Source organism: Mycobacterium sp. BK086, from assembly GCA_004362315.1.
Lineage (GTDB): Bacteria > Actinomycetota > Actinomycetes > Mycobacteriales > Mycobacteriaceae > Mycobacterium.
Genome location: SNWL01000005.1, coordinates 283,053 through 304,038, shown reverse-complemented (window position 1 = coordinate 304,038; position 20,986 = coordinate 283,053). Strand labels below are relative to the sequence as shown.

The window sequence follows — 20,986 nt, the reverse complement described above, 5'->3', positions numbered from 1 at the left end:
CAGCCACCTAGAGCTTCCGGTAGATGTCGTCGAGGGTCAGGCCACGGGCCACCATCAATACCTGGGCCCAATAGAACAGCTGGCTGATCTCCTCGGCCAGCGCCTCGTCGGATTCGTGTTCGGCGGCCAGCCACACTTCGCCGGCCTCTTCGAGGATCTTCTTGCCGAGGGTGTGGACGCCGGCGTCGAGCGCGGCGACGGTGGCGCTGCCTGCGGGGCGAGTGCGGGCACGCTCCCCCAGTTCAGCGAACAGTTCCTCGAAGGTCTTCACGGCCTGCGATTGTTCCATGCGCGCCGATGCGCCGTCACGGCGGTTTCGGGTCGACCCACGATCAGCGGCTAGGCTGGCGTCTCGTGCGAGGATCCCGGGCGATGACGATCGTGGGTGCGGCCGTCGTCGTTCTCACCGCCTGCTCGAACCCGATCGTCACCACCAAAGAAACCGATCAGCAAACCGCACCACCAGCCTCTACGACGGCCTCAACACGTCCCAGCAATGACAAATTGGTCAATGCGTTCGACTATTACCTCAGGATCGACGACGTCCGCTCCGGCTACTACTTCACCAGCCCGAGCGGCAGCTGGCGGTGCGTGATCGTGCCCCGGACCTGGGCCGGCTGCCAGTCGAGCACCGGCACCGGGCGCATCGGCGTCGCGGGTGCGCCGCAGACCGTGACCGATGACACCGGGCAGAACGTCGCGCCCAATTCCATCGTGGTGCGCACGCTCGGTGACCCGCAGTTCGCCGCGGTGCCCGTCGATCAGGTCAAGCAGCCGACGGGGACCGCGAAGACCTTGCCGTTCAACAAGATCCTCGCGGCCGCCGGATTCCACTGCAACATTCAGCAGGAAACCGGGATCTCCTGCATCAGCGAGCAGACCGGGAACGGTTTCACGTTCTCCAACACCGGGGTGAACTGGCAGTACACCGACATCCCGTGATCAGGCGGGCTTGTCCTCGTGCAGAAGTTCGGCGTGCATGTCCTCCAGTGAGACGCCCTTGGTCTCCATGACCCATTTCCACACGAATAGCCCGGACAGGATCGCGCACACCGCGTAGAACCCGTATGCCACGCCGAGCACGTCGCGCAATTGAGGGAAGGTCACGGTGATCAACCAGTTCGCCGCCCACTGACCGGCCGCGGCCAGGCCCAGTGCCGCCGCGCGGATGCGGTTGGGGAACATCTCACCGAGCAGCACCCACACCACCGGACCCCAGGACATGCCGAACGCCACCACGAACAGATTGGCGGCGATGAGCGCGATCGGGCCGGTCGTGCCACCGAGGAACGGCTGTTCCTTTCCGTCGACCAGATGCGTCGTCGCGGTGCCGAAGATGATCGCCATGGTGGCCAAGGTGACCGCCATACCGGTCGATCCGATCAGCAGCAGCGGCTTACGTCCGATCTTGTCGATCAGCGCGATCGCGATGAGCGTGGTGGCGATGTTGACGATCGACGTGATGACGGTGATGACGAACGAGGAGCTCTCGTCGAATCCGACGGCCTCCCACAACACATTCGAGTAGTAGAAGATCACGTTGATACCGACGAACTGCTGGAAAATCGACAGACCCAGGCCCACCCACACGATGCCGTACAGCCCGCCGGTGGGTTTGCGCATGTCCCGCCAGGACGGCTTGTCCTCGCGGTCCAGCGTGCTCTGGATGCGGCTGATGGTGATCTCGAGGTTCTTCTCCCCCAGCAACCTCGTCAGAACCTTGCGGGCCTCCGGAATGCGGTGGGTGGCAACGAGATAACGCGGCGACTCCGGAATGGTGAACGCCAGGGCGCCGTAGACGATCGCCGGTACCGCCATGATCAGGAACATCCACCGCCAGGCCTCCATGCCCAGCCACAGCTCTTTGGAGGCGCCACCGGCGAGCTGCGCCAGCGCGTAGTCGATGGCCAGCGACAGGAAGATGCCGGACACGATGGCCAGCTGCTGCAGTGAGCCGAGACGGCCGCGAATGCGCGGCGGCGAGGTTTCGGCGATATAGGCCGGCGCGATCACCGATGCCACACCGACGCCGATGCCGCCGACGATGCGGAACACCACGATCATCCACACACTGGTGGCCAGACCGGTCCCGATGGCGCTGATGAAGAACAGCACCGCGGCGATCTTCATCACCGAGATCCGGCCGATCTTGTCGGCGAGCCGGCCGGCGGTCATGGCACCGGCGGCAGCGCCCAGCAACGCCGAGGCGACCGCAAAACCGAGCGAGGCATCGTTGATGCCGAAGTGGCTTTGGATGGAGGCGACCGCACCGTTGATGACGGCGCTGTCATAGCCGAAAAGCAAGCCGCCGAGTGCTGCTACCGAGGCGATTCGGATGGCGGTGCCGCCCGATGAGAAGTCCTCGTCCTCGAATGCCGATGGTGTGTCGCTGGTAGGGCCTTGGCCGGCCATGAGCGTCCTTTCACACAGCGCTGTGAAACCTGGTGGCAACTACGATTGCACAGTCAGCGCCGCGACAGGCCGTTATCGGTCAGCAGTTCAAGCGGTGCGTTCGCCGAGACCGAGTTGGAGGTCGGCGTAGATCTGTCGCAGCTGCGGGATGCGCATCGCGGCGAGCGACGAAATCTGATGCCGGCGGGCGGTCACCGGTACCTCGACCTCGTTGGGCACCACCAGCACTGGGCATCCGGCCGCTTCGGCGGCGGCGGTGCCGGTGACCGAATCCTCGATCGCCAGGCAATCGCCCGCGTCAAAGCCGAGCAGTTCAGCGGCCCGGAGGTAGATGTCCGGAGCGGGCTTGCCCTCGGGCACCTCGTCACCGCACACGGTCACCGAAAAATAGTGTCTGCCAATGCTGTTCAACGCATTCTCGGTCAGGTCGCGGCGGGTGTTGGTGACCAGCGCCATCGGCACACCGGCGGCCAGCAGTGCGTCGAGCAGTTCCCGCGCGCCCGGACACCACGGCAAACCCGTCGTGAACAATTCCCCGACGTAGTCGTGCATCCAGTCGGCGACCTCGGCCATGTGCCCGGGATCCGGGTCCAGGCCCAGATCGTCGAACACGATGCGGATCACCCCGTCTGCGGAGCCGCCCACCGTGGCGTCACGGACCTCGGGCGCCAACACCCGACCGCGACGCGCATAGAGCTCATTGATCGCGACGTCCCAGAGTTTTTCGGAGTCGACAAGCGTGCCGTCCATATCCCATAAGACCGCTCGCACGCCGACGATTGTGCCATGCAGCAGGCCATCACTTCGAATCCACAGGAGCCCGAGCAAACAGGTCACTAGGGTGGCGATATGCAACTCGGCATGGTCGGCCTGGGCCGAATGGGCGCGAATCTGGTTCGACGGTTGATGCGGGATGGACACAGTTGCGTGGTCTACGACGTGAATCCCGCCGCGGTCAGCGAACTGGAAGGCGAGGGCGCCACCGGCGCCACCACCCTCGACGATTTCGTCGCCAAGCTGGACGGCCCGCGGGCGATCTGGCTGATGCTGCCCGCCGCGATCGTCGACTCGACCCTCGATGCGCTGGTCCCGCTGCTGGCGGCCGGCGACACCGTGATCGACGGCGGCAACTCGTACTACCGCGACGACATCACCCGGGCGCAGAAGCTCGCCGAGAAGGGGTTGCACTACGTCGACTGCGGCACCAGCGGCGGGGTGTGGGGCCTGGACCGCGGCTACTGCCTGATGATCGGCGGGGAAACCGATGTGGTGACCCGCCTCGATCCGATCTTCAAAACGATCGCACCGGGGATCGGCACGGCCGAACCCACCCCGAGCCGGCCGGCAGACGCCCCCGGCACCGCACCCGAGGGCTATCTGCACTGCGGCCCCAACGGCGCCGGGCACTTCGTGAAGATGGTCCACAACGGTGTCGAGTACGGGATGATGGCGGCCATCGCCGAAGGCCTGAGCATCATCAAGCACGCCGATGCCGGCAAGGTCGACCGGGTGGTGGACGCGGAAACCACTCCCCTGCGCGACCCGTGGGCCTATCAGTACGACATCAATGTCGGCGAGGTCGCCGAGGTCTGGCGCCGCGGATCAGTGGTGGGTTCCTGGCTGGTGGACCTGATCGCCGACGCGTTCGCCGCATCCCCGAATCTCGACCAGTTCTCCGGACGGGTGTCCGATTCCGGCGAAGGACGCTGGACGGTGCTGGCCGCCGTCGACGAAGGGGTGCCCGCCCCGGTCATCACCACCTCGCTCTACGAGCGCTTCCAGTCACGTCAGCTCGGCGAGTTCACCGACCAGATATGTTCGGCGATGCGCAGCGAGTTCGGCGGCCACGCCGAGAAGAAGTGACGCCGGTGACCGCTGAAAACACCACTCCCGCAGATGTATTGGTGATCTTCGGCATCACCGGCGACCTGGCCAAGAAGATGACGTTTCGGTCGCTCTACCGTCTGGAGCGCCGGAACCTACTCGACTGCCCGATCGTCGGCGTGGCCCTCGACGACTGGTCGGCCGATACCCTGCGCCAGCACGCTCGGGCGGCTATCGAGGCCACCGGCGAACCGGTCGAGGACGACGTCTTCAGCCGCTTCGCGGCGCGGCTGTCGATGGTGTCCGGTGATTTCGCCGATGCCGCGACTTACGACAAGGTGGCCGCCGCGCTCAAGGGGTACGCGAATCCCGTTTTCTATCTGGAGATTCCGCCATTCCTGTTCGGGCGGGTCGTCGATGGACTGGCCGCCGCCGGGCTCACTGCGAACGCCCGGGTCGTGGTGGAAAAGCCGTTCGGACATGATCTTTCGTCGGCCAAGGCACTCAACGACCAGTTGAGTACGCACCTTGCGGAGTGGCAGATCTACCGGATAGACCACTTCCTCGGCAAAGAACCGGCGATGGACATCCGCTACATCCGGTTCTCCAACTCGATCATCGAGCCGCTGTGGAATCGCGACCGGATCGAGGCCGTGCAGATCACGATGGCCGAGAACTTCGGTGTCGAGGATCGCGGCCATTTCTACGATCCGGTCGGGGCATTGCGTGACGTGGTGCAGAACCACCTCCTGCAATTGATCGGGCTGATCGCGTCCGAACCGTCCAGTGGCGGAGCAGACGGGTTCCGGGACAAGCGAGTCGAGCTGTTCCGGTGTATCCGCCCCATCGACCCCAGGCACTACGTGCGTGGCCAGTACGCCGGCTACCTGGACGTCGAGGGTGTCGCGCCCGATTCGCAGACCGAGACCTTCGCGGCGCTCAAGTTGTACATCGACAACTGGCGCTGGTCAGGCGTGCCGTTCTTCATCAGGGCGGGCAAGGCTCTTCCGTTGCGAGACACCGAGATTCGGGTGATCTTCAAGCGACCGCCGCCACTCCCCTTCCTGCCGGCCGTCAAGGAACCCGACCAGCTGGTCTTCCGGATCGACCCCGCCCCCGGCGTGGATCTGATCTTGCAAGCCAAGGAAAGCGGCGCCGACACCACCCGGGCCGTCAACCTCTGCCTGGTGTTCAGCGACGAAATGGCCGACGCCCCTGAACCTTACGAGCGGCTCCTCGGGGATGCCATGCACGGCGACGCGAGCCAATTCATCAGGGAGGACGGCGTCGAGGAGACCTGGCGGATCGTTCAGCCGCTGCTGGAGTCGCCGCCGCCGGTGGAGATTTACGAGCAGGGCTCATGGGGACCGTCGGGCGCCGATGCGCTGGTCGCCGGATACCCGGCGTGGCATCAGCCCTGGCTGCCAGCGCAGAAGTGAGCACCGCCGAGCATAAGCGCCTCGACGAGACCACGGCCGGCACGTCCCCGTGGCGTCGCTGGGGCACCTATCTGAGTGAGCGCGCCTGGGGCACCGTGCGCGAGGACTACAGCGCCGACGGTGACGCCTGGGCGTATTTCCCGTTCGACGACGCACGCAGCCGGGCCTACCGGTGGAGCGAGGACGGTCTGGCGGGCTGGTGTGATGACGAACAGACCATCTGCCTGGGCGTGGCGCTGTGGAACGGCCACGATCCCATCCTCAAGGAGCGGCCGTACGGCGTGGCCAACGAGGAGGGCAATCACGGCGAGGATGCCAAGGACTACTGGTTCTACACCGACAATCTGCCCACCCATGCGCACGCGTCCATGGTCTACAAGTACCCGCAGGCGGCGTTCCCGTACGAGGACCTGCTGCGAACCAACCAGCAGCGCGGTCCCGATGACGACGAGTACGAGCTGTTCGACGCGTTACGCGAACAGTGGTTGGCGCAGCGCTATTTCGACGTCGACGTCACCTACGCCAAGGACGGTCCCGAGGACGTCTACTGCCGCATCACGGTGACCAACCGCGGCCCGGACGCCGCACCGATCCACGTACTGCCCCAACTGTGGTATCGCAACACCTGGTCGTGGGACCCGACCCAAACACGTCCTCGGATCACCGCCTGCGGGCCGGGTGTCGCCCGCACCCGGCACCCGAAGCTCGGTCAGCGGTGGTTCTCGGTCACCTCTTCCTGCGACGAGGCTCCGCGACTGCTGTTCTGCGAGAACGAAACCAACAACCGGCTCCTGTTCGGGTCGGCCAATGAATCAGCAACTACCAAAGACGGGATCGACGACTACGTCGTCAACGGCATCTCCGCCGCCGTCGACCCGGCGGAGGGCAGCAAGGCCGCCGCACACGTGACGACGACACTGCAATCCGGTGAAACCTTGACCGTCACCCTATATTTCGCCACGACGGACGCGGCCGATCCGTTCGAACGCGCCGATGCGGTGTTGGCGGAACGCAAACGCGACGCCGACGAGTTCTACCGCGCGATCGCGGCCGGGGATCTCACCGACGACGAACGGCTTGTGCAACGCCAGGCGCTGGCCGGACTGTTGTGGTGCAAGCAGTTCTACAACTACTCGGTACGACGCTGGCTCAAAGGCGATCCCGGACAACCGAAACCGCCGAGAGAACGCTGGAAGGGCCGCAACAAAGACTGGCAGCACTTCGCGGTCAGTGATGTGATTCTGATGCCCGACGCCTGGGAGTACCCCTGGTTCGCCGCCTGGGACCTGGCATTCCACTGCGTCACGATGGCGCTCGTCGACCCCGAGTTCGCCAAGGCCCAGATCCTGGTACTGCAAGAATCCACCGCCCAGCATCCACACGGCCAGATCCCGGCCTACGAGTGGAAGTTCGGCGACACCAACCCGCCTCTTCACGCCTGGGCAGCCTGGCAGGTCTATCAACTCGAGCAACTGCAGACCGGCGTGGGCGACTGGGATTTCCTGGCCAGCGCATACCGGTCAGCCACCCTCAACGCCATGTGGTGGCTCAACCAGAAGGACGACGCCAACCGGGGCGTCTTCGGGGGCGGCTTCCTGGGCATGGACAACATCGGGGTGTTCGACCGCGACGAGCCGCTACCGACCGGTGGTGAACTCGCCCAGGTCGACGGCACGGCGTGGATGGCGGCGCTGGTCTTCCATCTCTTGGAGATGGCGATCGAACTGTCCCATCGGGATCCCAGCTACACCTACATGTTCAGCCGCTGGGTGTGGGATGCCTGGCTGATCGCCAACTCGCTGGAAAAGGGCACCTACCGGATCAGCTTCTGGAATGACGACACCGACTTCTACCACGACGTCATCGAGATGCCCGACGGCACAAGCACATCGCTGGAGGTGTTCTCCATGCAGGCGATCATTCCGCTGTTCGCGGCGATCGCCATTCCGGCCAGCGCCGCCGAGGCCGTCTCCACCCTGCAGGGTTGTCTGGCGGCGCTGGATGCCACCTACGAGCACACCAGTGACGATGTCCAGTTGGCGATGGACGGCGGCGACGGACGCTATTTCATGATCGGTGTCGTGCACCCCGATCGGCTCAGGGAGATCCTGCGGCGGGTGCTCGATCCGGAACAGTTCTTCTCCCCCAACGGAATCCGCTCACTGTCGCGCTACCATCACGACCACCCGTACGCCTATCACCTCGACGGTGTGGACTACGTGGTGAATTACCAGCCCGCCGAATCACGCAGCCGGATGTTCGGCGGCAATTCCAACTGGCGCGGCCCGATCTGGCTGCCCACCAATTTCCTTCTGGTCCAAGCGCTCAACTCCTACGCGCGATTTCTCGGCGACACCTACCGGGTACCCGACCCGACGGGATCGGCTGAGGAGGTCACCGTGGGCGTGGTCGCCGACCGGCTGGCCCGCCAACTCACCGGCCTGCTGGTCCGCGACGACACCGGCCGGCGCGCCGTGTTCGGCGACAACGAGTACTTCCAGAACGACCCGCACTGGCGCGATCTGGTGCCGTTCTACGAGTACTTCGACGGGGACACCGGCCGGGGCCTGGGCGCCAGCCACCAGACCGGCTGGACCGCGACTGTCGCTCTGCTGCTTCAGTTCCGGGGCAATCTGTACTTCCGGAGTCAGTCCTCGGGGTTATAGCCGAGGTTGGGTGCCAGCCAGCGCTCCGCCTCCTGCAGGGTCCAGCCCTTGCGCTTGGCGTAGTCGGCGACCTGGTCCTGGGCCAACCGGCCGACCACGAAGTACTGCGACTGCGGATGCGAGAAGTACCAGCCGCTGACCGCGGCGCCGGGCCACATCGCCATCGACTCGGTCAGCTCGATACCGGTGCGCTTCTTGACGTCCATCAGCTCCCAGAGCGTCGCCTTCTCGGTGTGCTCCGGGCAGGCCGGATAGCCTGGGGCGGGACGGATTCCGACGTACTTCTCCCCGATCAGTGCGTCGTTGTCCAGCTGCTCGTCGGGCTGGTATCCCCAGAACTCCTTGCGGACCCGCTGGTGCATCCGCTCGGCGAACGCCTCGGCCAGCCGATCGGCGACCGACTCCAGCAGGATGGCACTGTAGTCGTCGAGCGCGGCCTTGAACTCGGCGATCTTTTCCCCGCTGCCCAGCCCCGAGGTGACCGCGAAGGCGCCCACATAGTCGGCCAGGCCGGTGGTCTTGGGCGCGACGAAGTCACCGAGGCTCCGGTTCGGGATGCCGTCGCGATGCTCACCCTGCTGGCGCAGGTTGTGCAGCGTGGTGAGCACCTCGGTGCGGGTGTCGTCGGTGTAGACCTCGACATCGTCGCCGACGGCATTGGCCGGGAAGAATCCGATCACGCCGTTGGCCGTCAGCCACTTCTCCTTGATCAGGGTGTCGAGCATCTGCTGAGCGTCGTCGTACAGCTTGCGCGCAGCCTCGCCCGACGCCGGGTTGTTGAGGATGTCGGGGAATCGGCCCTTCATCTCCCACGCATTGAAAAATGGCTGCCAGTCGATGAATTCGCGCAACTCGGCCAGGTCGTAGTCCAGGAACTCCCGCACCCCCAGACCCTGAGCGGGCACCGGCGGCGTGTAGCCGTCCCACTCGATCGGCGTCCGGTTCGCGCGGGCCTTCTCCAACGTCAGCATCGGCCGCTCGTTCTTCTGAGCGTGCCGTTCACGCAGGGAGGCGTAGTCCTTCTCGGTGGCCTCCAGCAGGGCGGGCCGCTGCTTGTCGTCGAGCAGCGCGGCCGCGACCGGCACCGAGCGGGATGCGTCCTTGACCCACACCACCGGACCGCTGCGCCGCGGCGAGATCTTGACGGCCGTGTGCGCTCGCGAGGTGGTCGCCCCACCGATCAGCAGCGGGATCTGCAGGCCCTCACGTTCCATCTCGACGGCGAAGTTGGCCATCTCGTCCAGGGACGGGGTGATCAGACCGGACAGCCCGATGATGTCGGCGTTGTGTTCCTTGGCCGCGTCCAGGATTTTCTGGGCGGGCACCATCACCCCGAGGTCGATCACCTCGAAGTTGTTGCATTGCAGCACAACTCCGACGATGTTCTTGCCGATGTCGTGGACGTCACCCTTGACCGTCGCCATCACGATCGTGCCGTTGGTGTCCTTGGCGTCCGCGGTGCCGTTCTGCTCTTTCTCCTTCTCGATGAACGGCAGCAGGTACGCGACGGCCTTCTTCATCACCCGGGCCGACTTCACCACCTGCGGCAGGAACATCTTGCCTGCGCCGAAGAGATCGCCGACGACGTTCATCCCGTCCATCAGCGGGCCCTCGATCACCTCGATCGGACGCCCACCCGCGGCGTCGATCTCGGCCCGCAACTCCTCGGTGTCCTCGTCGACGTTGGCGTCGATGCCCTTGACCAGTGCGTGCGTGATCCGCTCGCGCACAGGCAGACTGCGCCACTCGGCAGCGACCGGATCCTCGCCTTTGTCCTTGCTGTTGAAGCGTTCCGCGATCTCCAGCAGCCGTTCGGCCGCGTCCTCGCGCCGGTTCAGTACGACGTCCTCGATGCGGTCCCGCAGCTCGGGGTCGATCGAGTCGTAGGGCACCAGCGCACCCGCGTTGACGATGCCCATGTCCAGGCCGGCCTTGATGGCGTGGTACAGGAACACCGCGTGGATCGCCTCGCGGACCGGGTTGTTGCCCCGGAACGAGAACGACACGTTTGAGATACCGCCGGAGATGTGCACCCCGGGCAGGTTCTCCTTGATCCAGGCGCACGCCTCGATGAAGTCGATCCCGTAGGTCGCGTGCTCCTCGATACCGGTCGCCAGCGCAAAGCAGTTCGGGTCGAAGATGATGTCCTCGGGCGGGAAGCCGACCTCTTCGGTCAGGATCCGGTAGGCGCGCCCGCAGATCTCCTTGCGGCGCTCCAGATTGTCGGCCTGCCCCTTCTCGTCGAAGGCCATCACGACGACGGCGGCGCCATACTTGCGGCACAACCGCGCCTCGCGGATGAACTTCTCCTCGCCCTCCTTCATGGAGATCGAGTTGACGATCGGCTTGCCCTGCACGTTCTTCAGGCCCGCCTCGATGACCTCCCACTTGGAGGAGTCGATCATCACCGGGACGCGACTGATGTCGGGTTCGGCGGCGATCAATTTGGTGAACCGGTCCATCGCGGCGACGCCGTCGATCATGCCTTCGTCCATGTTGATGTCGATGACCTGCGCACCGACCTCCACCTGCTGCAGGGCCACCGACAGCGCGGTGTCGTAGTCCTCGGCCTTGATCAGGTTGCGGAACCGGGCGGAACCGGTGATGTTGGTGCGCTCACCGATGTTCACGAACAGCGAGTCGTCGGTGATGTTGAGCGGCTCCAGGCCCGAGAGCCGGGTGGCCACGTCGATGTGCGGCACCTCCCGCGGCGCCTTGCCCTCGACGACCTTGGCGATCTCGGCGATGTGCGGCGGCGCCGTGCCGCAGCACCCGCCGACCAGGTTGACCAGACCGGCGTCGGCGAACTCGGCGATGTAGCCGGCCTGACGCTCCGGGGACTCGTCGTACTCGCCGAAGGCGTTGGGCAGTCCGGCGTTCGGGTAGCACGAGACGAAGGTGTCGGCGATCCGCGCCATCTCGGCGATGTAGGGCCTCATCTCCGGCGCGCCCAGGGCGCAGTTGAGGCCGACCGCGATCGGCTTGGCGTGCCGGATCGCGTTCCAGAACGCCTCAGTGACCTGGCCGGACAGGGTCCGCCCGGACGCGTCGGTGATGGTGCCCGAGATGATGAGCGGCCAGCGGCGGCCGCGCTCCTCGTACAGCGTTTCGACGGCGAACACCGCCGCCTTGGCGTTCAGCGAGTCGAAGATCGTCTCGATGATCAGCAGGTCGGCACCGCCGTCGACCAGCCCGTTGGCCGCTTCGAGGTAGGCCGCGACCAGCTGGTCGTAGGACACGTTGCGCGCGCCCGGGTCGTTGACGTCGGGCGAGATCGACGCGGTGCGTGTCGTGGGGCCCAGCGCCCCGGCCACGTAGCGGGGCTTGTCGGGGGTGCTGAACTCGTCGGCGGCCGTGCGGGCCAGGGCGGCGCCGGCGTAGTTCAGCTCATAGCTGAGCTCGGCCATGCCGTAATCGGAGAGGGAGACCGCGTTCGCGTTGAACGTATTGGTCTCCAGGATGTCCGCACCCGCCTCGAGGTACTCGCGGTGAATCCCCTCGATGATCTGCGGTTGGGTCAGGGTGAGCAGGTCGTTGTTGCCCACGAGATCGCTGGGCCAGTCCTTGAACCGCTCGCCGCGGTAGCCCGCCTCATCGGGGCGGTCCCGCTGGATCGCCGTTCCCATCGCGCCGTCGATCACCACGATCCGCTCGCGCAGGGCGGCGGTCAGCTCATCGGTGCAGTCCGGGCGAATGTTCGGCTCGAAGCCACTTCCCGTCGCTTCGCTCGCCACGCTAGAGCTCACACACATTCCTTCCGTATGACGGAAGGCGTCCTTGACTCTGCCGAGCGTGGCGGGTCCCCAGACCCGTTGCAACGCCTCTCGACGGTGAAAAGTCTACGTCGTCACCCCGCCGACGCGACCGCAGTGTAGTTACCGAGATTAACGAGATTGCCGCCGAACGTATTTCGCCACGACCCGTGGCAGCCTGCGCGCGGGGCCGACACCGGCCGTCACACGCCGGGGCCGTAGTCGGTCCGAGAAGGCTCATCGCGGCCGATCACCCCTTACGCTGAACTCGTGACCCCGTCGAACTTCAGCGGAGCGAAAGGCCCGGATCTGCCCGAACTGCAGAACACGATCATTGTTGCGGCCTTCGAGGGCTGGAACGACGCCGGTGATGCCGCCAGCGACGCGCTCGAGCACCTGGACGCGATCTGGGAAGCCGACACGATCATCGAGATCGACGACGAGGCCTACTACGACTACCAGGTGAATCGCCCGGTGATCCGGCAGGTCGACGGGGTGACACGGGAACTGGTGTGGCCGTCCATGCGGATATCGCACTGCCGGCCGCCCGGCTCGGACCGCGACATCGTGCTGATGCACGGGGTGGAGCCCAACATGCGGTGGCGCACGTTCTGCGCCGAGCTGCTGGCGATCGCCGACAAGCTGAACGTGGACACCGTCGTGATCCTCGGGGCGTTGCTGGCCGACACCCCGCACACCCGGCCGGTACCGGTGTCGGGCGCGGCCTACTCCCCCGAGTCGGCCAAGTTCTTCGGCCTCGAGGAGACCCGCTACGAGGGGCCGACGGGTATCGCCGGGGTGTTCCAGGACGCCTGCGTGGCGGCCGGTATCCCGGCCGTGACGTTCTGGGCCGCGGTTCCGCACTACGTGTCGCAGCCGCCCAATCCGAAAGCCACGGTGGCGCTGCTGCGCCGCGTCGAAGACGTGCTCGACATCGAGGTGCCGCTGGCCGACCTGCCCGCCCAGGCCGAGGAATGGGAGCAGGCCGTCACCGAGATGACCGCAGAGGACGAGGAGATCGCCGAGTACGTGGCCTCCCTCGAGCAGCGCGGTGACGCCGAGGTGGACATGAACGAGGCACTGTCCAAGGTGGACGGCGATCAACTGGCCGCCGAGTTCGAGCGCTACCTGCGCAGGCGCGGTCCCGGCTTCCGGGGCTAGGCGTGGAAAGAGCCCCTCTTCCCTACGACGCGTCGGGCCTGGCCGGCAAACGCGCGTACGTGCTGGTCGACGAGCCCACCGATGAAATCGACAACCCGGCCGACCTGCCCAGCGGAACCACGACGGTCGTGATCGTCAGCGACGCACCCACCCCTCATCACACGTTGTTCGTCCACCCGGAAGGCGATCCAGAGCGGTTGGCTCTGGTGGTGTACGACCAGTTGTCGCTGATCGACGACTGACAAGAATCGCCGTCAATGGGTGGTCCTGCCGACCAGTTGGTCGGCCTGCGCTAACGTGCAGTGGATACCGCCGAGTAACAACGAATTGAGGTTGCGCTCGTGAAACTGGCACTCAGTGACGAGGACGCGAAGTTCCGCGATGAGTTACGCGAGTTCTTCACCACCCAGGTTCCCGCCGACATCCGGGAGCGGGCCCGCACCGACAGCCTGAACTTCCCGGATGACGCGATCACGACCCAGCGCATCCTGAACAAGGCCGGCCTGGGCGTGCCGAACTGGCCCGTCGAATGGGGCGGTAAGGACTGGACCCCGCTGCAGCGCCAGATCTGGGCCGACGAGATGCGCATGGCGTGTGTTCCCGAGCCACTGGCGTTCAACGCCAGCATGGTCGGGCCGGTGATCGCTCACTTCGGGTCGCAGGAGATCAAGGAACGCTTCCTGCCCCCGACGGCGAACCTCGACATCTGGTGGTGCCAAGGCTTTTCCGAGCCCGAAGCCGGTTCGGATCTCGCCTCGCTGCGGACCGTCGCGATCCGCGACGGCGACGAGTACGTCATCAACGGCCAGAAGACCTGGACGACGCTGGGCCAGTACGCGGACTGGATTTTCGTGCTGGCCCGCACCAACCCGGACGCGCCCAAGAAGCAGGCCGGGATTTCGTTCATCCTCGTCGAGATGAACACGCCGGGCATCACCATCCGCCCGATCAAGCTGATCGACGGCAGCTACGAGGTCAACGAAGTCTTCTTCGAAGACGTCCGCGTGCCCGTCAACCAGCTCGTCGGCGAGGAGAACCAGGGCTGGACCTACGCCAAGTTCCTGCTGTCCAACGAGCGCACCGGCATCGCGCGCATCGGCACCACCAAGCTGTGGCTCTCCGACGTCAAAGAGCACGCGTCGCAGACCAAGGTCGGTGGCACCAGCCTGCTGGAGGATCCGCTGTTCGCGGCCAAGGTCGCCGAGATCGAAAACGAGCTGCTGGCACTGGAACTCACGCAGCTGCGGGTCAGCGGTGACGAAGCGACCGGCAAGCCGAACCCGGCGTCGTCGATCCTGAAGTTGCGGGGTAGCCAGTTGCAGCAGGCCATCACCGAACTCGCGGTGGAGGTCGCCGGCCCCGATGCCCTGCCGTTCGACGGTGGCACTGACATCGAATCACCGCTGTGGGCGCAGCACGCCGCGCCCAAGTATTTGAACTACCGCAAGACCTCGATCTACGGCGGAAGCAACGAGGTCCAGCGCACCATCATCTCCTCGACGATCTTGGGGCTGTGACATGAACTTTGACCTGACCGACGAACAGGAACTCCTGCGCGACACCGCTCGCGAGGTGTTCTCCCGCACCTATGACATCGAGACCCGCAACAAGACCGTCGACTCCGAGCTCGGCTGGAGCCGCGACGTGTGGCGCCAGCTGGCCGAGATCGGCATCCTGGGACTGGGTTTCGAGCCTGAAGAGTCCGGCCAGATCGAGATCATGGTCGTGATGACCGAGCTCGGTCGCCGGCTGGCTCCCGAACCGGTCGCGACCGCCGCCCTGATCCCCGGCGGTCTGATCGCCGAACTCGGGTCCGCAGAACAACGCGCCGTCCTCGACGACGTCGCCGGCGGCGAGAAGCTGCTCGCCCTGGCCCACGCCGAGAAGGGCCTGCGCGGCCTGGACGAATTGTCCACCCGGGCAACCAAAGACGGCGACGGCTGGACCATCACGGGACGCAAGAACCCGGTGCTGGCCGGCGGCAGTGCCGATGTCCTGGTCGTCACCGCCGGCCTGCCGGACGGCGGGGTCGGCGCGTTTCTGGTCGACGCCGCGGCGACCACGCGTCGTGCGTATCGGACCTTCGACGGGCATCGTGGCGCCGAGATCGACTTCACCGACGCGCCGGCACAACCGCTCGGCGACGGCGGCGACGCCAGTGAGCGCATCCACGCCACGCTGATCCGCTGGTCGTCCTCGCTGTGCGCCGAGGCCGTCGGTGCCATGGACGAATCACTTCGCCTGACAACGGAGTACCTGAACGCCCGCAAGCAGTTCGGGGTGCCGCTGAAGACATTCCAGACGCTCACCCAGCGCGCGGCCGATATGTACGTCTCGCTGGAGCTGGCCCGCAGCATGAACTACTACGCGGCCATGTCCATCACCGACGGCCGGCTCGATCCCGTAGTGGCGGCCCGGTCCAAGCTGCAGATCGGCCGCTCGGGTAAGCACATCGCGCAGGAGTCGATCCAGATGCACGGCGGTATCGGCGTCACGGCGGAATACCCGGTGGCGCACTATGCCGCACGGCTGACGGCCATCGACCAGACCCTTGGATCGGCCACCGACCAGCTGCGCTTCCTCAGCAAGCAGGTCGGCGAGTACGGGGTCGTCTCGCTGTAGGCCTTACAGCGGCACACCCAGGAGCGCATCGACCGCCGCGGCAACAGCGGCGGGCGCAGCGGCGTCGTGACCGCCGTACTCGAGCGCGTCGGTGACCCAACCATCAATGGCGGCAAGTGCTTTGGGTGTGTCCAGATCATCGGCCAGGTATTGGCGCAGCCGCGCGATGACATCGTTGGCGTCCGGGCCCGCGGGCAGCGCCGCGGCGGTGCGCCAGCGATGCAGCCGGGTGTTGGCCTCGTCGAGCACCGCGTCGCTCCAGAACCGGTCGTCGCGGTAGTGCCCGGCCAGCAGGCCCAGCCGGATGGCCGCCGGGTCGACGCCCTGCGCGCGCAACCGGGACACCAGCACCAGGTTGCCGCGACTCTTGGACATCTTGTGCCCGTCCCAGCCGATCATCCCCGCATGCACGTAGTGCCGCGCGAATCTGCGCTCGCCCGTGACACATTCGGCGTGCGCGGCGGAGAATTCGTGATGCGGGAAGATCAGGTCGCTGCCGCCGCCCTGCACGTCGAAACCAAAGCCGATGCGGTTCAACGCAATGGCCGCACATTCGACGTGCCAGCCGGGGCGGCCCGGACCGAACGGCGCGGGCCAGCTGGGCTCGTCGGGGCGGGCGGCCCGCCACAACAGCGCATCCAGCGGATCCGCCTTGCCCGCGCGGTCGGGGTCGCCGCCACGCTCGGCGAACAGCCGCGTCATCGTTTCGTGGTCGTAACCCGACTCGTAGCCGAACTGCGTGGTGGCGTCGGCGCGGTAATAGATATCGGGGTACTCGGCGTCGTCGACCACATAGGCCGCCCCGGACGCGAGCATCTTCTCGACCAGCTCCACGACCTCGCCGATGGTGTCGGTCGCCGCGACATAATCCCGCGGCGGCAGCACCCGCAGGGCGGTCATGTCCTCGCGGAACAGCTGGGTTTCCCGAGCGCCGAGTTCACGCCAGTCGATGCCGTCACGGTTGGCCCGCTCGAACAGCGGGTCGTCGACGTCGGTGATGTTCTGCACGTAGTGCACCTGGTGCCCGCCGTCGAGCCAGATGCGGTGCACCAGATCGAAGGCAAGGTATGTCGCGGCGTGACCGAGGTGCGTCGCGTCGTACGGGGTGATCCCGCAGACGTACATCGTCGCGGTCTCCCCCGGCGAGGTCGGGCGCACCTGGCGGTCGGCGGTGTCAAACAAGCGCAGCGCCGGCCCACGACCGGGCAGCTGCGGGATATCGACGGCCGGCCACGACTGCATGGCCTCGACTCTAGGGGTTTCGGTGTTCACTGCACTCCGGGTGGTGAGGGGACCGGCTGTCTCGCGATAAGGACAACGGTGGCGCCAGATCCATTCCCTAGCTGGCCAGCCACATGGCATCGAGCAGGAGATCGGCCACTTCGGCGCGGCACATCAGCAGATCCGGCAGGTAGGGGTCGGGCTGGTTGTAGCGCAGTGGCGACCCGTCGATCCGGGTGGCGTGCAGACCCGCGGCTTGCACGACGCCGGCCGGGGCGGCCGAATCCCACTCCCACTGGCCACCGGCGTGGATGTAGGCGTCGGCGTCGCCGCGGACCACGGCCATCGCCTTGGCACCCGCCGACCCGATCCGGATGAAGTCGATGTCGAGGCGATCGCGCAGCCGCCAGAGCACCGCGGGCGGACGGTTCGAGCTGGCCGTGATCCGGATGGGCCCGGGTCCGGGCGGCGGCGGTGCGGTCACGGTGTCGGAGCGAAACACCTCGCCGGTGGCCGGCAGCGCGACGGCGGCATCGGTGATCGAGCCGTCTGGTCCGCCGGTCCGCTGCCAGAGGGCGACGTGCACCGCCCAGTCGGGCCGCCGTGGCATCGAGAACTCGCGGGTGCCGTCGAGCGGGTCGATGATCCACACCCGGTCGTTCTCGAGCCGTTTGAGGTCGTCGTAGGCCTCTTCGGAGAGCACTGCGTCGTTGGGCCGCTCGGCACGCAGACGGCGCAGGATCAGCGCGTTGGCCCGCACGTCACCGGCGTCGCCCAGCGCGGGCGGAAAGTCGAAGCCGACCTCCTCACGCACCGACAGCAGCAGCCGGCCCGCCTCCTCGGCGAGGTCGGCGGCCAGCGCCGCGTCGGTCATGGTCATCACGTCAGTATCACCGGTCAGAACGCCGGCCACGGAATCGGGCGGTGCCGATCGGGACCGGGCATCACCGGTTCGCGCAGCAGCGTGCGGACGCGTCTGCGCAACGCGGCGACCTCGTCGGCGGTGATGTGCTCGCGCAGCTCGTCGGCCAGCGGCCCGGACAGCTGCTCCCCGAGGGCGGCGACCGACTCCAGCGACTCGTCGTCGACCGGTTTCCCGGCCCAGCCCCACAGCACGGTGCGCAGCTTGTCCTGGACGTGCAGTGACACTCCGTGGTCGACGCCGTAGACCCGGTCGTCGATCCCGGTCAGGATGTGGCCGCCCTTGCGGTCGGCGTTGTTGACGATCACGTCGAAGATCGCCATCCGCCGCAGGCGCAGGTCGTCGGCGTGCACCAGCGTGACGTCATTGCCCGCGTAGTCGTAGGCGCGCAGCACCGAAAGATAGCCTGCCGGAATCGATTCCGGCGGAAACAGATCGACGAGGCCGGGGCCGGCCGGCTCGCTCCCGTCGCTGTCTCCCGGCTGGTCGACCCACAGCTGCAGCATGCCGGGTCCGGCGGGACCGTCACGAATGATGGTGTACGGCACGATGTTCCAGCCCAGTGCCGTCGACACCAGGTAGGAGCCCAGTTCACGGCCGGCCAGCGTGCCGTCGGGGAAATCCCAGAGCGGCTGTTCACCGGCGACCGGCTTGTACACACAGTGCACGGTCTCGCCCGACCAGGTCGCTTCACAGAGGAACGTGGCGTTGCTCGCCGAGCGGATACGCCCGAGGAGCGTCAGTTCACCGCAGCGCAATGCCTCGCGGGCCGACGCCTCGTCGGTGCCCGTCACGAGTCCAGATCGTCTTCGGCCCCGCCGAGTGCGCCGCGCCGATATCCGTTGGTACGCACGCAGATGTGCCCCTCGGGATCGAGCGGCTCGTCACAGAGCGGGCAGGGCGGGCGGCCGGCCGAGATGACGCGGGTCGAGCGGGAGGCGAACTGCCGGGCCGACTCGGGCGTGAGGAACACCCGCACCGCGTCGGGACCTTCCTCGGCGTCGTCGAGCACCACAGAGGCGTCGAATTCGGTATCGGAGACCGCCAGCAGCTCGACCACGACGGTCTGCGCCTCGGAATCCCAGCCAAGGCCCATCGTGCCGACCCGGAACTCCGCATCCACCGGAGTGACCAGCGGGCTCAGGTCGTCGACGTCTGTTTCCGGCGGCAGCGGCGTGCCGAAGCGGCGGTTGATCTCGACGAGTAGTGCGCCGATGCGCTCGGCCAGCACAGCGACCTGCTGCTTCTCCAGAATGACCGAGATCACCCGGCTGTCGTGCACGGCCTGCAGGTAGAAGGTCCGGTTTCCGGGCTGCCCGACGGTCCCGGCGACGAATCGGTCGGGTGTGCGGAAGACGTGAATTGCGCGGGGCATGTTATTTCCAAAATACCGGCATCAGGAGCTGAGTCGTAATTGGCGGCGTGAGTCGCGGTCAGTCCGTCGACCCGCCCACGACCGCGTCGTCGGCGGACTTGTCGTCGGGAGCCGGTGGCGGCGCGGACAGCGCCGACGCGAGTTCGGCGCCGGTGTGGTTGACATGCACCACAAATGGACGAATCGGCGTGTAGCGGATCACGCTCATCGACGCCGTGTCGGCGGTGATCCGCTGGAACGTGTCCAGGTGGGTGCCGAGCGCATCGGCAACGACGGACTTGATCACATCACCGTGCGTACAGGCAATCCACAGCACGTCGTGACCGTGCTCGTCGGCGAGCCGGCGGTCATGCTCACGAACCGCGGTCACCGCACGCGCCTGCACCTGTGCCAGGCCCTCGCCACCGGGAAAGACAGCAGCGCTGGGCTGGTGCTGCACGACCGACCACAGCGGCTCTTTCATCAGATCCTTGAGCGCCAGACCGGTCCACTGGCCGTAGTCCACCTCGGCGAGCCGGTCCTCGATCACCGGTTCCAGGCCGAGCTCAGCGGCCAGTGGTTCCACGGTGAGCCGGCAGCGCAGCAGCGGGGACCGCACGATCGCCTTGATCGGCAGGCCCTTGACCCGCCCCACCAGAGCTTGGGCCTGTTCCTGCCCCTTCTCGTCAAGTTCGACGCCCTCGGTGCGGCCGGCCAGCGTGTGCGCGGTGTTGGACGTCGAGCGGCCGTGCCGCAGCAGGATGACGGTCACGACGCGGCGACCACGCCCGTGGACAGCAGCGCCATCACAACCAGCGCCAGCACCACGCGATAGCCCACGAACCAGTACATGGCGTGGTGCGCGACGAACCGCAGCAGCCAGGTGATCGACGCGAAACCGACGACGAACGCGATGACGACGGAGACGAGCAGCTGCGGGCCGGTCGCGCTCATGCCTTCGGTGACCGGATGGAAGGCATCGGGCAGCGAGAACAGTCCGGACGCCAAGATGGCCGGAATGCCAAGCAGGAAGCCGAATCTCGCGGACAGCTCGCGGTCAAGTCCCAGAAACAGGCCGGCACTGATCGTGGATCCGGAACGGGACACACCGGGCACGAGCGCCAGGCATTGGGCGATGCCGACCAGCAGACCGTCCTTGGCCGTCAGTTGCTCGAAGTGGCGGGTCTGCCTGCCGTAGTACTCGGCGGCCGCGATCACCGCGGAGAACACCAGCATGGCGGTGGCGATGATCCAGAGGTTGCGGACCTCGCCACGGATGACTTGTTTGAATGCCACACCGAGAATGACGATCGGCACGGTGCCGATGATGACGTACCAACCGAGTCGGTAGTCGGGGTTGTCACGGTGCGCCTTGACGAACAGGCCGTTGAACCAGGCCTTGAGGATGCGCCCGATGTCGCGGGCGAAGTAGATGAGCACGGCGACTTCGGTTCCCAGCTGGGAGACGGCCGTGAAGGACGCTCCGGCGTCTCCGGCGAAGAAGATCCGCGACACGATCGCCAGATGGCTCGAGGACGAAATGGGCAAGAACTCCGTCAAACCCTGGACGATCGACAGAACGACGACCTGCAACCACGACATCGGCTCCACGG

18 protein-coding genes are annotated in these 20,986 nt (G+C 66.4%); 8 read left to right on the top strand and 10 right to left on the bottom strand.

Annotated elements, in window-relative coordinates; translation table 11 throughout:
• Nucleotides 1-7: 7 nt before the first annotated feature.
• Nucleotides 8-289 (bottom strand): phosphoribosyl-ATP diphosphatase, encoded by a 282-nt coding sequence (locus EV580_RS17820; protein ID WP_133692533.1) that lies wholly within the window; start codon nucleotides 287-289, stop codon nucleotides 8-10.
• A gap of 83 nt (nucleotides 290-372) precedes the next feature.
• On the opposite strand from EV580_RS17820, the gene EV580_RS17815 reads away from it, so the two are divergent.
• Nucleotides 373-942, top strand: coding sequence for a hypothetical protein (locus EV580_RS17815; RefSeq protein WP_133692532.1), 570 nt, complete (start codon nucleotides 373-375; stop codon nucleotides 940-942).
• On the opposite strand, the gene EV580_RS17810 is transcribed toward EV580_RS17815, so the two are convergent.
• Both EV580_RS17810 and EV580_RS17805 read right to left on the bottom strand, forming a co-directional pair.
• The gene (locus EV580_RS17810) at nucleotides 943-2,412 is read right to left on the bottom strand and encodes a sugar porter family MFS transporter (protein WP_133692531.1); all 1,470 of its coding nucleotides are present in this window, start codon (nucleotides 2,410-2,412) and stop codon (nucleotides 943-945) included.
• A gap of 87 nt (nucleotides 2,413-2,499) precedes the next feature.
• Complete coding sequence (locus EV580_RS17805) at nucleotides 2,500-3,183, bottom strand: HAD family hydrolase (protein WP_133692530.1); 684 nt, start codon at nucleotides 3,181-3,183, stop codon at nucleotides 2,500-2,502.
• A gap of 78 nt (nucleotides 3,184-3,261) precedes the next feature.
• On the opposite strand from EV580_RS17805, the gene gnd reads away from it, so the two are divergent.
• From gnd to EV580_RS17790, 3 genes are read left to right on the top strand one after another with little or no spacing between them, the layout of a single operon-like run.
• The gene (gnd, locus tag EV580_RS17800; RefSeq protein WP_133692529.1) at nucleotides 3,262-4,275 is read left to right on the top strand and encodes a phosphogluconate dehydrogenase (NAD(+)-dependent, decarboxylating); all 1,014 of its coding nucleotides are present in this window, start codon (nucleotides 3,262-3,264) and stop codon (nucleotides 4,273-4,275) included.
• Nucleotides 4,276-4,280: 5 nt separating this feature from the next.
• Nucleotides 4,281-5,675, top strand: coding sequence for a glucose-6-phosphate dehydrogenase (gene zwf / locus EV580_RS17795; RefSeq protein ID WP_286171630.1), 1,395 nt, complete (start codon nucleotides 4,281-4,283; stop codon nucleotides 5,673-5,675).
• On the top strand, nucleotides 5,642-8,341 hold the full coding sequence (locus EV580_RS17790) for an MGH1-like glycoside hydrolase domain-containing protein (RefSeq protein ID WP_208114632.1): 2,700 nt from the start codon (nucleotides 5,642-5,644) through the stop codon (nucleotides 8,339-8,341). The genes zwf and EV580_RS17790 overlap by 34 nt, the downstream gene beginning before the upstream one ends.
• Here the strand turns inward: EV580_RS17790 and metH are convergent.
• Nucleotides 8,323-12,093 (bottom strand): methionine synthase, encoded by a 3,771-nt coding sequence (gene metH / locus EV580_RS17785; protein ID WP_133692526.1) that lies wholly within the window; start codon nucleotides 12,091-12,093, stop codon nucleotides 8,323-8,325. The two genes, EV580_RS17790 and metH, sit on opposite strands and share 19 nt — an antisense overlap.
• Nucleotides 12,094-12,363: 270 nt before the next feature.
• Here metH and EV580_RS17780 point away from each other — a divergent pair, with 270 nt between their 5' ends.
• The 4 genes from EV580_RS17780 to EV580_RS17765 all read left to right on the top strand — a co-directional run bounded on the left by EV580_RS17780 (nucleotide 12,364) and on the right by EV580_RS17765 (nucleotide 15,876).
• Nucleotides 12,364-13,254 carry a PAC2 family protein gene (locus EV580_RS17780; RefSeq protein ID WP_133692525.1) on the top strand — a complete coding sequence of 297 codons (891 nt, stop codon included), beginning with the start codon at nucleotides 12,364-12,366 and terminating at the stop codon, nucleotides 13,252-13,254.
• A gap of 2 nt (nucleotides 13,255-13,256) precedes the next feature.
• Nucleotides 13,257-13,496, top strand: a complete 240-nt coding sequence (locus tag EV580_RS17775) for a DUF7161 family protein (protein WP_133692524.1) — start codon at nucleotides 13,257-13,259, stop codon at nucleotides 13,494-13,496.
• A 99-nt stretch (nucleotides 13,497-13,595) separates the two neighbouring features.
• Nucleotides 13,596-14,771 (top strand): acyl-CoA dehydrogenase family protein, encoded by a 1,176-nt coding sequence (locus EV580_RS17770; RefSeq protein WP_133692523.1) that lies wholly within the window; start codon nucleotides 13,596-13,598, stop codon nucleotides 14,769-14,771.
• A gap of 1 nt (nucleotide 14,772) precedes the next feature.
• The gene (locus EV580_RS17765; RefSeq protein WP_133692522.1) at nucleotides 14,773-15,876 is read left to right on the top strand and encodes an acyl-CoA dehydrogenase family protein; all 1,104 of its coding nucleotides are present in this window, start codon (nucleotides 14,773-14,775) and stop codon (nucleotides 15,874-15,876) included.
• A 3-nt stretch (nucleotides 15,877-15,879) separates the two neighbouring features.
• Here EV580_RS17765 and mshC read toward each other — a convergent pair whose 3' ends face one another.
• The 6 genes from mshC to EV580_RS17735 all read right to left on the bottom strand — a co-directional run bounded on the left by mshC (nucleotide 15,880) and on the right by EV580_RS17735 (nucleotide 20,975).
• Nucleotides 15,880-17,118, bottom strand: a complete 1,239-nt coding sequence (gene mshC, locus EV580_RS17760) for a cysteine--1-D-myo-inosityl 2-amino-2-deoxy-alpha-D-glucopyranoside ligase (RefSeq protein ID WP_133692521.1) — start codon at nucleotides 17,116-17,118, stop codon at nucleotides 15,880-15,882.
• A gap of 97 nt (nucleotides 17,119-17,215) precedes the next feature.
• Nucleotides 17,216-17,977, bottom strand: a complete 762-nt coding sequence (locus EV580_RS17755) for a 3'(2'),5'-bisphosphate nucleotidase CysQ (protein WP_133692520.1) — start codon at nucleotides 17,975-17,977, stop codon at nucleotides 17,216-17,218.
• Nucleotides 17,978-17,994: 17 nt separating this feature from the next.
• Complete coding sequence (locus tag EV580_RS17750; protein ID WP_133692519.1) at nucleotides 17,995-18,813, bottom strand: SCO1664 family protein; 819 nt, start codon at nucleotides 18,811-18,813, stop codon at nucleotides 17,995-17,997.
• A complete protein-coding gene (locus tag EV580_RS17745) occupies nucleotides 18,810-19,394 on the bottom strand; it encodes a DUF3090 domain-containing protein (protein WP_133692518.1) in 585 nt (194 codons plus the stop codon). Before EV580_RS17745 ends, EV580_RS17750 begins: the two co-directional genes overlap by 4 nt.
• A gap of 58 nt (nucleotides 19,395-19,452) precedes the next feature.
• The gene (locus EV580_RS17740; protein ID WP_133692517.1) at nucleotides 19,453-20,145 is read right to left on the bottom strand and encodes a histidine phosphatase family protein; all 693 of its coding nucleotides are present in this window, start codon (nucleotides 20,143-20,145) and stop codon (nucleotides 19,453-19,455) included.
• On the bottom strand, nucleotides 20,142-20,975 hold the full coding sequence (locus EV580_RS17735; RefSeq protein WP_133693115.1) for an undecaprenyl-diphosphate phosphatase: 834 nt from the start codon (nucleotides 20,973-20,975) through the stop codon (nucleotides 20,142-20,144). The genes EV580_RS17740 and EV580_RS17735 overlap by 4 nt, the downstream gene beginning before the upstream one ends.
• Between the last annotated feature and the right edge of the window lie 11 nt (nucleotides 20,976-20,986).